This window comes from Shewanella glacialipiscicola, assembly GCF_023283485.1.
GTDB lineage: Bacteria > Pseudomonadota > Gammaproteobacteria > Enterobacterales > Shewanellaceae > Shewanella > Shewanella glacialipiscicola.
The window spans coordinates 57,450-71,015 of record NZ_JAKILU010000014.1 but is presented as its reverse complement, the minus strand read 5'-3'; the positions used below and the strand labels follow the sequence as shown (position 1 = coordinate 71,015).

General features: G+C 44.5%; 12 protein-coding genes. 7 read left to right on the top strand and 5 right to left on the bottom strand.

Annotated elements, in window-relative coordinates; genetic code table 11:
- Positions 1-65: 65 nt before the first annotated feature.
- The 5 genes from L2717_RS11915 to L2717_RS11895 form a co-directional block, all read right to left on the bottom strand.
- Positions 66-1,019 (bottom strand): D-2-hydroxyacid dehydrogenase, encoded by a 954-nt coding sequence (locus tag L2717_RS11915; RefSeq protein ID WP_220773264.1) that lies wholly within the window; start codon positions 1,017-1,019, stop codon positions 66-68.
- A 42-nt stretch (positions 1,020-1,061) separates the two neighbouring features.
- Positions 1,062-1,694 carry an outer membrane beta-barrel protein gene (locus L2717_RS11910; protein ID WP_220773265.1) on the bottom strand — a complete coding sequence of 211 codons (633 nt, stop codon included), beginning with the start codon at positions 1,692-1,694 and terminating at the stop codon, positions 1,062-1,064.
- A gap of 40 nt (positions 1,695-1,734) precedes the next feature.
- Entirely contained in the window at positions 1,735-2,523 is a 789-nt protein-coding gene (djlA, locus tag L2717_RS11905) for a co-chaperone DjlA (RefSeq protein ID WP_220773266.1), read from the bottom strand.
- A 66-nt stretch (positions 2,524-2,589) separates the two neighbouring features.
- The gene (gene murU / locus L2717_RS11900) at positions 2,590-3,273 is read right to left on the bottom strand and encodes an N-acetylmuramate alpha-1-phosphate uridylyltransferase MurU (RefSeq protein ID WP_220773267.1); all 684 of its coding nucleotides are present in this window, start codon (positions 3,271-3,273) and stop codon (positions 2,590-2,592) included.
- Positions 3,270-4,313, bottom strand: a complete 1,044-nt coding sequence (locus tag L2717_RS11895; RefSeq protein WP_246611744.1) for an aminoglycoside phosphotransferase family protein — start codon at positions 4,311-4,313, stop codon at positions 3,270-3,272. The genes murU and L2717_RS11895 overlap by 4 nt, the downstream gene beginning before the upstream one ends.
- Positions 4,314-4,472: 159 nt before the next feature.
- Here L2717_RS11895 and lptD point away from each other — a divergent pair, with 159 nt between their 5' ends.
- From lptD to L2717_RS11860, 7 genes are all read left to right on the top strand, one after another.
- Positions 4,473-6,770: an LPS assembly protein LptD gene (gene lptD, locus L2717_RS11890; protein WP_220773269.1), complete on the top strand. Its 2,298-nt coding sequence runs from the start codon at positions 4,473-4,475 to the stop codon at positions 6,768-6,770.
- 242 nt (positions 6,771-7,012) lie between these two features.
- Positions 7,013-8,317 carry a peptidylprolyl isomerase SurA gene (gene surA, locus L2717_RS11885; protein WP_220774521.1) on the top strand — a complete coding sequence of 435 codons (1,305 nt, stop codon included), beginning with the start codon at positions 7,013-7,015 and terminating at the stop codon, positions 8,315-8,317.
- A gap of 6 nt (positions 8,318-8,323) precedes the next feature.
- A complete protein-coding gene (gene pdxA / locus L2717_RS11880; protein ID WP_220774520.1) occupies positions 8,324-9,310 on the top strand; it encodes a 4-hydroxythreonine-4-phosphate dehydrogenase PdxA in 987 nt (328 codons plus the stop codon).
- Between the two features lie 14 nt (positions 9,311-9,324).
- A complete protein-coding gene (gene rsmA, locus L2717_RS11875) occupies positions 9,325-10,131 on the top strand; it encodes a 16S rRNA (adenine(1518)-N(6)/adenine(1519)-N(6))-dimethyltransferase RsmA (RefSeq protein WP_220774519.1) in 807 nt (268 codons plus the stop codon).
- Positions 10,132-10,179: 48 nt separating this feature from the next.
- Positions 10,180-10,560 (top strand): Co2+/Mg2+ efflux facilitator ApaG/CorD, encoded by a 381-nt coding sequence (apaG, locus tag L2717_RS11870; protein ID WP_220774518.1) that lies wholly within the window; start codon positions 10,180-10,182, stop codon positions 10,558-10,560.
- Between the two features lie 20 nt (positions 10,561-10,580).
- Positions 10,581-11,405 (top strand): symmetrical bis(5'-nucleosyl)-tetraphosphatase, encoded by an 825-nt coding sequence (locus tag L2717_RS11865; RefSeq protein ID WP_220774517.1) that lies wholly within the window; start codon positions 10,581-10,583, stop codon positions 11,403-11,405.
- Between the two features lie 93 nt (positions 11,406-11,498).
- Positions 11,499-13,520: a methyl-accepting chemotaxis protein gene (locus L2717_RS11860; RefSeq protein WP_220774516.1), complete on the top strand. Its 2,022-nt coding sequence runs from the start codon at positions 11,499-11,501 to the stop codon at positions 13,518-13,520.
- Positions 13,521-13,566 lie beyond the last annotated feature (46 nt).

Here is a 13,566-nt window from a genome sequence, read left to right as displayed (position 1 = left end):
CATCTAATAACGTCTTCTCTCTTTAAACGTCACTATGAACATAAAGAGAGAGGACGCATATCACTTTACAAATTTACGCAGTTAATCACTTTCCCCTTTAGAAAACTATTCACATTCGCTACAGCAATATTGAGCAAACTTTGCCGAGCCTCTTTAGTCGCCCACGCGTTATGGGGACTGATGCTGATATTGGGCGCATGCAATAAGGGATTATCTGCACTGGGTGGCTCGGTTGATAACACATCGACACCGGCAAATAAGCGATTTTGAGCAAGCGCGGCGGCAAGCGCGGCCTCATCAATTAATCCACCGCGCGCGGTATTAATCAGCAAGGCTTTGGGCTTCATTAACGCAAGAGTTTGTTGGTCGATAAACTGCTCGGTTTCGGGGGTGAGCGGGCAATGCAGCGAAATAATATCTGACTCGTTAAGTACAGTATCACGCTCTACCCACCTAGCGCCTTGGGGTAAATGTTTGATCTCTGAGCGAGTGTTAACCAGAACGTTCATGCCAAATGCGAGGCCGAGCGCCCCAACCTGCTGGCCTATATCGCCATAACCAATTAAGCCTAGCGTTTTACCTTTTAATGATTGCAGCGGTCTTAAGGTAAAACAAAAATCCTTACTATTTACCCATTGACCATCGACCACGGCTTGATGATGAGCAGCCACCGCTTGGGTGTGATGCAAAATATGGGCAAACACCATTTGCGCAACAGCGTCTGGCGCATATGCCGGCACATTAGTCACCACGATGCCAGCCGCTTTAGCAGCCGCTAAGTCGACAACATTAGTGCCCGTCGCCAACACCCCGATATATTTCAGTGCAGGAAGCTGCGCCAATGTCTTAGCATTAAGCGGGGTTTTATTGGTTAGAATGATCTCGACACCTTGAGATCTAGTGATAATGTCATCACTTGCCGTGCGGGCAAAACAAGTAAACTCACCCAATTGTTCTAAGGATTGCCAACTGAGATCGCCAGGGTTTAAGCTTTCACCATCAAGTACCACTATCTTCATGCCGCGAAATCTCCTTTTCGATTAATTCAGTTAAGCGATGGATTAAAAACTCATTTTTAGTCCAAGGTTAGCCTGCGCTTGCCACATCACATCTGAAGTGATGTGCCATAAGCATTCGTTTTCATCACAAAAGAGCGCGCTATCACTGTTGATAAACGTCGCATAGCCGCGGATATCGGCAAAAAGGCCCACGTTTGAGGTCACTTTATATTCAACCCCACCGCCAATTCCCATAGAGAAACGCGTTTCGTTTGACCAATCGTCAGGCTGCATACGTGTAACCCCTGCACTGGCGGTAACATAGGGCTGCATATTGCCCTGGGGGAAATATAAGGTGCCACCTAAATGGATATAATCTAAGTCTAATGAGGTCAGGGTATTTGGCGTAAACATGCCATTACTTTTCAGCTCAGAGGCTTGACGGCTATATAGCAAATAAATGTTGCCAGGATCTTTGGTGTTCACTCCCAACATCAAACCGTAATGACTAGACTCTTCAATCTTCACGCTTTCATTACCACTGGTCTGAGCGGTATTAACCTTAATTTGACTCACATCAAATTGACCGCCACCAAGACTGTAACCACCAAAAGGTGCGACGAAAACGTCGGCCTGCGCGAACATTGCCACCGGTAACAAAGCGGTAAAAAGTAAAACGTTATGTATATATTTCATAAAGAATTCCTTATCTTTTATATGTCCAATTCAGCCAAATCTAACGCATACCACGCTCAGACTTGACTCTATCATAGGCGGCTTGAATATCCTGAGCCTTACGATTTGCCAGCTCCATCATTTCCGGTGGCAAACCTTTCGCCACTAACTTATCGGGATGATGTTCGTTCATCAACTTACGGTAAGCCCGTTTAACATCTTGATCACTGGCTTCGTCGGTAATACCCAGCAAACTATAAGCATCAGTGACCGAGGTCTTATTGCCATTAGATGTTTGATTAAAACGAAACTCAGCCTGCCAGCGTTGAAGTAAAGCATCCAACTGCGAGCGACCATAACCTAACTCTTGTGCAATCGTCATCAAGATAGCGTGTTCAGCGGCATCCAGCTCACCATCGGACAACGCCGTTTGGATTTGGATTTCAATAAACATCTGCACGAGCTCTTTGCGCCCCATGGTAATCGCTCGGAAAGCGTGTAAGCTGCTGCGTAAGTCAAAATCAGCTGATTTGCCCTCACGAAATGCCTGTTGTGCTTCTTTACGCGCCTCACCGGTTAAACGCATTTGGTCCATCAATAACGTCGCGATACGAATATCGGTTTCAGTCACGTGCCCAGACGCTTTCGCCACATGGCCCATCACGGCAAACGTGGTATTGAAGAAGATCGCCTGACGATTCTTAGCTTGACCGAGTATTTCTCGAAATCCTACGCCTGAAGACGCACGTTTATCGTAGAGATGACCGAGCCATAAACCCAACAATGCACCAAAGATACGACCGAACATAAAGCCAATAACAAACCCAAAAAACTTACCCCAAAGCCGCATCTTATATCCTGATATTTATAATGTGTTAAATATGCCAGCGCAATTGAGACAAAATACGCTACGCACCTAGATTGATATGTTAGTTTGCAATGTTAACTCAAGCGCCTGTAAACGTGGAATAGTGCCCACATCGCACCAAAGTCCGTCAAACAAAGCACCGGTCACGCTGCCCTCTGCCATGCACGCTTTCAACAAGGGCGCCAAAGCAAAAGCCCCCGCCGGCGAGTCGTTAAAGAATGCGGGATGATATATGCCCATACCCGAAAACGTATATTTTTTATCGCCCGGCTCATGCACTTGATTACCACTCAAGGCAAAGTCGCCCTGCGGATGCTGCAGCGGATTAGGCACCAGCCAAAGGTGGGCCAGCATATCCTTGGCAAGCGGCGTGATGGGTGGCAAAGCATCAATAAACACATCACCATTAATCACTAAAAAAGGTTCATTACTTCCACCCTCACACAATAAAGGCAAAGCCTGTTTGATGCCGCCGCCCGTTTCGAGCGCATGCTCCTCAGCACTATATTGAATTCGTACACCCAAATGACTGCCATCGCCTAAGGCTTCGACTAGCTTATGCCCAAGCCAAGCATGGTTTATCACGATATCGACTATGCCTAACGCGGCGAGTTTTTCAATATGGTAAACAATCAAAGGTTTACCCAATACTGGCACCATAGGTTTAGGCAAAGTGTCGGTTAATGGCCGTAAGCGTTCGCCGCGTCCTGCCGCCAAAATCATTGCTCTCATGACTTAACCTCAGTTAAAGGCTCAGTCGATGCAAACGCTGGTAGCACTCGGCGAGTCAACCACAGTGCCAATGGCGCTAACTCAGGATACTTCATCGCAATATCAACAATATAGGTTAATGTTAGCGGAATGTCGGCCATATAAGCGGGTTTACTATCACGATAATTTAATCTCGCAAAAATCCCCACCGCCTTGATGTGGCGTTGCAAGCCCATAAGGTCAAACCAAGTTTGATATTGGTCAAAGCCAGTCTCTGGCGGAATAAATGCATGCGTAACGGCTTGCTGATAATGATACTGCATCAAATCGGTGACAAGTGCCTGTGGCCAACGAATATAACAGTCACGCAGCAGCGATACAGCATCATAAGTCACAGGGCCAACAACAGCATCTTGGAAGTCAATAACGCACAACTCGCCTGCTTGCAGCATTAAATTGCGGCTGTGAAAATCTCGATGCATTCCCACGCTAGGTTGAGATAGCGCATTGGCGATGAGGTAATCAAAGCTCTGATTTAGCAATTGTTGCTCATCATCGCTTAAAGACAGACTAAGGTGGGTGCCTAACAACCACTCAGTAAAAATATGCAATTCACGGCGGACGAAGGCTTCATTGTAGTGTGGTAATGTGTGAATTAGACCGCTATTAACTTCTTGGCTCTCTACTACTGAGGCGATTTGCGGCAGTAAATCGAGCGCCTGACGATAATACTGCCCCACATTTTGTGCATTAAGCACAGATAACAGCTGGGTATCGCCTAAATCTGTTATCAACATAAAACCTTGTGCCGCATCAGCATGGATCACTTTTGGAACTGTCAATCCCGCTGCCGCATAAGCATTGGACAAAGAAATAAAGGGCCCGATAGGCACAAGATCAGGTGGTGAATCGGCTGCGATAAAGCTGGCATCAGGGGTATATATTCTAAAGTAACGTCTGAAGCTCGCATCACCGGAAATCAACACAGGTGTCACTTCATCGGAAAAATAAGCCTTCAGCCACTGATTTAGGGAAAGAAATCTCGGATCGGATAAAGTCATTTCATGGCTCTTAAAGAAAAATTGCTTTATTATAGCTGGCATATAATTTGGAAACAGCTAAGAAATCGAGAGATTTATTTAACGATGTTGCATATGTACATTGCAACTTTCCCCATCGATACTTGTCCAGACTAAGAAATCATAATTACTGACCTAAAGATGCAGATCCGTTACTTTCTGGCCTTGAGCCTGTTACCGCAATTAGTCCTGGCAGACGACTCTCCAACCGCTTCAGCATCTCAATGCTTAATCGAACCGCCAGTACCCCGTATCGTATCTCAAACTCAGGGGATGACCGCTGCCGAGCTGAGTAAAATTCGTATCGTATCGGATAATTCCAATGCTGAAATGGGCAAACAAGCCATTTTCCGTGGAGATGTACTTTTTAGCCAAGGCGATAGGCACATAGCCGCTGATGAAGCGATTTTAGACCAAGCGACCGAACAGTTTGATGCCAATGGTAATTTAGTCTTTCAAGACAGTAATTTCACCGTCACCGCCGAATCCTTACAAGCGCAAATGCGATCGAATCGCGCCACGTTACAAGGGGCGCAATATTGGCTGCATGGCCAACAAGTGCATGGCGATGCTGAAAAACTGCAAATTACTCTCAATAACAATTTAATTTTGACCAATACCAACTTTACAACTTGTCCGCCAGACAATGTGTCTTGGTTGCTCGAAGCTGAAAAAATCAAAATCAACAGTGAAGAAGAATGGGGCGAAATTTGGAATGCTAAATTAAGAATTCACGGCGTACCCGTATTCTATATTCCCTACATGACCATTCCCGTTTCAGATAAACGAAAATCGGGCTTTCTCTACCCAAGTTTTAGTACCAGCACCACCAATGGCGTTGAGTTCTCGGTACCTTATTACTGGAATATTGCGCCAGAGTATGATTTAACCTTTACCCCGAGTTATATGTCTAACCGTGGCTTATTCACTAAGACTGAGTTTCGCTATTTAGCGGGTGATCGTCAAAATGGACGCTTAAATTTAGAGTATTTAGGCGATGACGAACTCATCAGTGGCAACCCCAATCGTTACCTATATAACTGGCAACATCAGGGGGCTATTGATAAAAATTGGCGTGTATTGGCTAATTTTACTGATGTCTCAGATAACAATTACTTCAATGACTTAAATTCAGATGTTAACCGTGCAACAGATAACCAGTTATCACGGATTGGCGAAATTAGTTACTTTGAAAGAAACTGGGATCTCAGCACTCGAGTACAAGATATTAAAGTGCTCGGTGAAGACGAAAAACCTTATCAGGTGATGCCGCAGGTCAACCTTAATTATCGTGCCGACGATTTTTGGAATAGCTTAGATTTTGGCTTTAATTCAGAGCTAACAAATTTTGCCCATCAAGACAACAACATCAATACGGCGACACGTTTACATATGTCACCGAGCGTTACCCTACCGATTCACGGGCCTTCAGGTTCGCTCACCAGCCAAGTTAAGCTGATGCAAACGAACTATTGGCAGCAGAATGTAGATCCAAACAGGGCTATTGATGATACGGTAAGCCGTACACTGCCGCAGGTACGCATTAATGGTCAGATTAACTTCGAACGTTTTACTGAGTTATTCGATGAGAACTATCGCCAAACACTTGAACCTCAATTTCAATATCTTTATGTAGGCTACGAAGATCAACGTGGTATCGGCATTTATGATACCGCCCAATTACAGGACGACTACTTTGGTCTGTTCCGTGATCGTCGTTTTTCAGGGCTCGATCGTATTTCTGATGCAAATCAAGCGACTTTGGGTATAACAACGCGTTTGTTAGACGATCACAATCAAGAAGTCACTAAATTTAGCCTAGGCCAAATTTTTTATCTTCAAGACAGTAAAGTCGGTTACGAAGATAGTATTTTTGAATCAAACCAATCAACATCAGTACTCGCCGCAGAATTAGATACTCGTTTAGCGCGGGATTGGTATATGGGCGCCGCGATTCAATACGATACTAATACTAGCGAAAATAAAAAAACCGAAGTCACCTTAGACTTCAGGCCTGAAGTGAACAAACTACTGCAATTGAGTTATCGCTACGTACCCGATTTATTGAACTCAAATACCAATGACACGGTCAATATTTCCCAAGCTGGCGTGCGTGGAGCTTGGCCAATTACTGACAACTTTTATTTTGTCGGTAACTGGTATTACGACTTGAATGAAGACCGCAGTATAGAAACCTATACTGGTATTCAATATGAATCATGTTGTTACGCATTGCGATTTAGTTATCACTACCGTATTAAAACCAATTACGATGACAACATAGGCTCTGCTGCTATCGACAGTCGTGAACAATTTGACAGCGGATTTTACTTGAATTTAGTTATTAAAGGACTCGGTGGTTCTGGCCCATTAGGCGTATCCGATATGCTGGATGACGGCCTGTTTAACTATAGAAAACCGCTTTATCTGAGGAATTAATAAAGAATTGTGATAGATTGCTGAACCTCAACAAGGACTGAGAGTCCAAACAGGTTAATGAGTGCTTTATGATATGCCTTTTGTTAACGCTGACAAAAGCAGATATAAAAGGTTAGCTTGGCACTCAAATGCATCGCCAAAAAATTACATTAAGGTAACTCGCTGTAATTTCGATATAAATGGTAAAATTAATTTAATTAAGCCGTCGAACCTGACCTTAGAACGTGCCAAGGATTTTGTGGATGAAACCCAGTAAACATCTAATTTTTGCTTTATTTGCACTCGCTATGAGCCAATCTACATTGGCAGCACCAGAGCCACTTGACCGTGTTGCGGTCCAAATTAACGACGGCATAGTGCTAGAAAGTGAAATCATCAACATGATTGACACAGTAAAAGCCAATGCTAAAGCTGCTAATCAATCGTTACCTTCTGACAGTGCCCTGCGCACTCAGGTTATTGAACGCCTAATTCTGACGCGTTTGCAGCTCCAAATGGCTGCTCGTATTGGCCTGAACATTGGTGATTTACAGCTAGACCAGGCGATTGAAAACATTGCCCGTGAGCAAAAAATATCTGTCGCTCAAATGCAACAGAAAATTGAAAGCGAAGGGTTAAGCTTTAGCCAATATCGTGAACAATTACGTGAAGAAATCACCTTAGGTGAAATTCAGCGTATTCAAGTACAGCGCCGTATTCAGGTATCTCCACAGGAAATTACCAGTTTAGTTAAGCTCATCCAAGAGCAAGGTATCAAAGATGTGGAATACCAAATTGGCCACATCTTGATTGATGTCCCCAATGATCCAACCAGCGAGCAATTAGAAGCCTCCAGTAAACGCGCCAATATTGTATTGGAACGTTTGAAAAAGGGTGAGGATTTCCGCAGTACTGCTATTGCTTCATCTTCAGGCCCAAAAGCTCTAGAAGGCGGTATTTGGGATTACATGAACATCAACGAAATGCCGACCCTATTCGCCGAAGTCATTAATGGCGCAAAGACCGGCGATATTTTCGGTCCAATCAAAAGTGGTGCTGGTTTCCATATTATCAAAATTATGGATGCCCGTGGTCTGCAAACAAAAGAAATTGAAGAAGTAAGAGCTCGTCACATTCTGCTTAAGCCATCGCCAATTCTGTCTGAAGACCGTGCCAAAGCTATGCTTGAGCAATTCGTTAAGCAAATCCGTTCAGGCGAAGCTAAATTTGAAGATCTTGCGCGCCAGTATTCTGAAGATCCAGGTTCAGCCACTAAAGGTGGTGAGCTAGGTTGGGCAGAACCCAGCATTTATGTGCCAGAGTTTGCTCAAACACTCAATAGCTTAAAACCAGAGCAAATCAGTGAACCATTCCGTACCACTCACGGTTGGCACATTACCCAGTTAGAAGAACGCAGAAAAACCGACGCGACCGATCAGTTCAATAGTAATCGTGCGCATCAGTTAATATTCCGTCGTAAATTTAACGAAGAATTACAAAACTGGCTAGACGAAATGCGTTCAGACGCATACATTGAAATCTTCCAGCCAGAGACCAACCGAGGTTAATTCTAATTGAGCACTAAACGCATTGCCATTACCCCAGGCGAACCCGCTGGTATCGGCCCCGATTTAGTCGTACAACTCGCTCAGCAGGCTTGGCCTGCTGAGTTAGTCGTTTGTGCAGATCCTGAATTATTAACAAACCGTGCCAAACAACTTGGTTTGCAAGTGACCTTTCGTCCTTACCAGCCAAATCAAGCGCCCAGACCACAAGAAGCAGGCACCTTAACGATTGCGCCATTCAAGTTAGTCAGTGATGTGGTTTGTGGTCAGCTCGATGAGCAAAATAGTAGCTATGTGATTGAAACGCTGCGCTATGCTGGTGAGAAAAATATAAGCGGCGAATTTGATGCTGTGGTGACAGGTCCGGTACATAAAGGGATTATTAATCAAGCGGGGATCTCCTTTAGCGGCCATACCGAGTTTTTTGCCCACCAAGCTAATTGCCCCGATGTGGTGATGATGCTGACTGCGCCAGGATTACAAGTTGCACTGGTAACGACTCATATTCCGTTAGCCTATGTTGCAAAAGCAATTACTCGCCAACGTTTACGGCATATCATCAAAATCTTACATGCTGACCTTATTAATAAATTTGGTATCGCTTCACCGAAAATTTATGTCAGCGGCCTGAATCCACATGCAGGTGAAGACGGCCATTTAGGCCGTGAAGAAATCGATACTATCATTCCTGCTTTGAACGAATTGCGGGAAGAATTTAACATGAATATTATTGGTCCATTACCGGCCGATACCCTATTCCAACCTAAATATTTACAGGATGCTGATGTCGTCTTGGCCATGTACCATGACCAAGGACTTCCCGTTCTCAAGTCACAAGGATTTGGCAAATCGGTAAACATCACCTTAGGTTTACCTTATATTCGTACCTCGGTTGACCACGGTACGGCGCTCGATCTCGCGGGTACAGGCAAAGCCGATATTGGCAGTTTTGTTTGTGCTCTGAATAAAGCCATTGAGTTATCCTCAAAGAACTAACGATTACATTATTAATGAGCAGCAAAGTACATTTAGGCCACACGGCCAGAAAGCGTTTTGGACAAAACTTCCTTACCGACAGTAATGTGATTGATCGCATTGTGGGTGCAATTTCCCCTGACAACCACCATGTAATGGTAGAAATCGGTCCCGGTCTAGGCGCCTTAACGGAACCCGTTGCAGAGGCTATCGATAATCTTACGGTTGTTGAACTTGACCGCGATCTGGTTGAGCGTCTACATCAGCACCCAATACTTAAAGATAAACTGACTATTCATCAAGGTGATGCATTACAGTTTGATTTTGGTCAATTGAGTGTGCCAGGCAAAAAAATGAAGGTGTTCGGTAACTTACCTTACAACATTTCAACGCCGCTAATGTTCCATCTGTTTGAGTTTGCTGAACAGATTGAAACAATGCACTTTATGTTACAAAAAGAAGTGGTACTGCGTTTATCGGCGAGCCCTGGCTGTAAAGCTTATGGCCGTTTAACCGTAATGGCACAATATTTCTGCCAGGTGGTTCCCGTACTCGAAGTGCCGCCACATAGCTTTACTCCAGCACCAAAAGTCGATTCTGCAGTAGTTCGCTTATTGCCCTACGCAGTAAAGCCATTTCCTTGTAAAGACGTAAAAGTGCTACGCCACCTTTGTACCACGGCCTTCAACATGCGCCGTAAAACATTACGTAATAACTTAAAGCACATGCTATCCGATGCCGAGTTTGAACAATTAGGCATAGATTCAAGTCAACGCCCTGAGCAAATCAGTGTTCAGCAATATGTGGCAATGGCTAACATGGTATGTGATAAGCAAGCATAAACCCGTCTGGGCACTTAGGTGCCCTTAGACCAGAGCTTAGGAACCACAATGAGCGCATTGGATACCTCCATTAGGGTCGAAGTCAAAACTGAGTATATCGAGCAACAATCCTCACCCGAAGATGAAAAATATCTCTTCAGCTATACCATCACCATCATTAATTTAGGTAATAAAGCGGCCAAGCTCGAAACTCGCCACTGGATCATCACTGATGCCAACGGCAATATCAGTGAAGTCCAAGGTGCAGGAGTGGTCGGCGAAACGCCCACCATAGCGCCTAATACAGCCTATCAATACACCAGTGGCACAGTGCTCGATACACCGCTAGGCATTATGCACGGCACTTATGGTATGGTCAGCGAATCGGGTGAACGTTTTCAGGCAACGATCCGTCCCTTCCGCTTAACAACGCCAGGGTTACTTCATTGATATATTAAGGAAGGGTTGCTGTGGCACATTATTTTGTTGGTGATATTCAAGGTTGTTTTACTGAGTTACAAAGAATACTCGCTAAGGTTGATTTTAATCCTTCCCGCGATGAGCTTTGGGCCGTAGGCGATCTGGTTGCTCGCGGGCCTGATTCCTTAGCCACTCTGCGCTTTTTTCGTTCTTTAGGCGATGCCGCTAAAACAGTATTAGGTAATCACGATCTACATTTATTAGCATTGCACGGTAAGCTTAAACGGCCTAAACCTAGCGATCATCTTACTGAGATTCTAGAGTCTACCGACATTGCAGCATCCATTGACTGGCTAAGGCAGCAACCACTTATGCGTGAGTTACCTGAGCATAAGATCATCATGAGCCATGCGGGTATACCGCCACAATGGTCATTAGACGTATTAAGGCAAGAAACCGCGTTAGTCAGTGAAGCATTACAACGGGATGACTATTTAGAGGCGTTAATAAGCCAAATGTACTCCGATACATCGGATCACTGGGATGCCACTGCGGCAGGTATAACCAGATTACGCTATTGTATCAATGCATTAACACGCATGCGTTACCTCTATCTTGATGGCCGATTTAATTTTGATTGTAAGCAGCCACCAGAAAAGTGTACCAATCCTCAATTACGGCCCTGGTTTGATTTCCCCTCACCTTTGCGTGAGAGTCATACCCTAGTATTTGGACATTGGGCAGCACTGATGGGTAAGGTCAGCAACAATAAGCTAAAGGCTTTAGATACCGGATGTTGCTGGGGTGAACATTTAACCCTATGGCACCTCGAAAAAGACCAAATAATCACCCAAAAGAAGTTAAAAAAGAGTTAAACTAAAGTGACTTAACGTCGATAACCCTTTGTGCTGCCCCTGAATATATCCCTGCTTTCATTTGGAAAAATATAATAAAAATCGGAGTCTCCTATGAAATTTAATGTAGCCACCAGAGTCATTGGCGGATTTGGTATTGTTATACTGTTACTCGTGCTGCTAGGATTCACGTCTTATCTCACCAACAATAGCCTCAAAGAAAGTTCGGCTATGATGCAAGAGTTAAGCTTGCCCGCGCTTAAATCGACCAATCATTTAAGCGAGACATTGAGTGAACAACAAAAACAGATCCTCATTGCCTACCACGCCCCAAAAGCGACAACGATCCCAAGTATCCGCGCAGTATTCGGCAGTCACACCTCTCGCTTTAAAGATGAAATAGCTAACCTTTCTCAATTATTAAAAAATCATCCCAACTTTGCCTCTTTAACTACCCAATTGAATAGCAGTTTTTCTACCTTTGAACGCGACAGTCTAGCCATGTTTGCCGAACGAGAAGCGGCTTTAAGCAAGCAAGAACTGTTAATCGATCTGAAGAAAAAACTCGAAAACGCGGCCGATGATGCATCATCAGAATTGCTCGACATTGTTGATTTAGAAAGCAGTGACAACCCTGATTTACAGAGTATTGCGGCATCGGCGAGCGCCATAGACACCAGTCTGGGCAATATTATCACGACTATCGCAGACTTAGTGAGTAACGAAGAAGACAGCAAGCACGAACTGATTTCTAAAGAACTTGACTATATTCTTAGCGAAACCAAGAACAAACTGGATTATGTCAATCGCCACGGTCAAGGCATTATCGCAGCAGAGACTTTAAGTTCAGTGACCAAAGATATTGAAAAAGTATTAACGCTCGTCACTGGGCCGCAATCTATGCTGCAAGTGAAATCGAGCCAACTCAGTAACGCTAAAGAATCCATAGCAAAACTCAACGTTATTGAAAAAGATGTCACCGTTATCAATGCCAATATGGATGATGTCAGCAATAATATCGAACTTATTGCAGCAAATATGAGCCGAGATACTATCGATAACATCGACTCAGCCAGCATACAAACAACTCTAGTCGTGTTGATTGCTATTGTTGTTGCTGTCATCGTCAGCTTTGCTGTCGTCAATCCGCTAAAACGCTCACTAAGCCAAGTAAACCATGCTCTTAACGTTTTAGCTTCGGGCAACCTGACTCACAAACTCGATGATTCTGGGCACGATGAATTTGCTGAACTGGCGAAAAATTGTAATCGCCTTGTCGACAGTCTGCGAAGTTTGATTATTGGTATTTTAGATCGCTCAAACCAACTTGCTGCAGCGGCCGAGCAAACTTCAGCCATTACAGCCCAAACCACGTCCGGCATTCAAGAGCAAAAAAGCCAAGTTGACCAAGTCGCCGCAGCCACAACGGAACTGAGCTCCAGTGCTCAGCAAGTCACGTTAAGTGCAGATGAAGCTCTTGAGCAAATTAAACAGGCTGACCAAGAAACGCAGCATATGCGTATTATTGCAGAGGAGAACAAACTGACTATTTTGGCATTAGCCGATGAAGTCGCCAAAGCCGGTCTAGTGATCAACAAAGTGCAATCAGATAGCGCGTCCATTAGCTCTATCTTAGATGTGATCCGCAGTATTGCTGAGCAGACTAACCTACTCGCACTCAATGCCGCCATTGAAGCCGCTCGCGCGGGTGAGCAAGGCCGCGGTTTTGCCGTTGTTGCCGATGAGGTTCGTAATCTAGCCTCTCGTACTCAAGCATCAACAAGAGAAATCCAACAAATGATTGAAGTACTACAACTGGGCGCAGAACAAGCTGTTGTTGCAATGGATATAGGCCGCGCGCAAGCCAATGCCTGTGTCGAGAAAACAGAGCAAACAAACATTGCACTGGAAACCATCAGTCAATCAGTCCACAGAGCCTATGATTCAGGTACTCACATCGCCCATGCAGCGCAGGAACAAAACTTAGTGAGCCAACAGGTATCAGAGAAACTTGAACATATTGCGGCTATTTCAGAAGAAACCGCTATCGGCGCAGATCAAACCGCTCAATCTAGTCACCAAGTCGCTAAATTAGCCGAAGAACTGCAAGCTTCAGTCGGTGAGTTTAGGCTCTAATCACGCTTTAAGCGCAATCGAGGCTCGCTAAGTGGCTCTCGATAAT

Excerpts from the sequence above, each read along its gene's own strand:
- L2717_RS11895 (WP_246611744.1), bottom strand. The coding sequence starts at position 4,313 with ATGACTTTATCCGATCCGAGATTTCTTTCCCTAAATCAGTGGCTGAAG.
- rsmA (WP_220774519.1), top strand. The coding sequence starts at position 9,325 with ATGAGCAGCAAAGTACATTTAGGCCACACGGCCAGAAAGCGTTTTGGA.
- lptD (WP_220773269.1), top strand. The coding sequence starts at position 4,473 with ATGCAGATCCGTTACTTTCTGGCCTTGAGCCTGTTACCGCAATTAGTC.
- L2717_RS11910 (WP_220773265.1), bottom strand. The coding sequence starts at position 1,694 with ATGAAATATATACATAACGTTTTACTTTTTACCGCTTTGTTACCGGTG.
- surA (WP_220774521.1), top strand. The coding sequence starts at position 7,013 with ATGAAACCCAGTAAACATCTAATTTTTGCTTTATTTGCACTCGCTATG.
- murU (WP_220773267.1), bottom strand. The coding sequence starts at position 3,273 with ATGAGAGCAATGATTTTGGCGGCAGGACGCGGCGAACGCTTACGGCCA.
- L2717_RS11860 (WP_220774516.1), top strand. The coding sequence starts at position 11,499 with ATGAAATTTAATGTAGCCACCAGAGTCATTGGCGGATTTGGTATTGTT.
- djlA (WP_220773266.1), bottom strand. The coding sequence starts at position 2,523 with ATGCGGCTTTGGGGTAAGTTTTTTGGGTTTGTTATTGGCTTTATGTTC.
- apaG (WP_220774518.1), top strand. The coding sequence starts at position 10,180 with ATGAGCGCATTGGATACCTCCATTAGGGTCGAAGTCAAAACTGAGTAT.
- L2717_RS11915 (WP_220773264.1), bottom strand. The coding sequence starts at position 1,019 with ATGAAGATAGTGGTACTTGATGGTGAAAGCTTAAACCCTGGCGATCTC.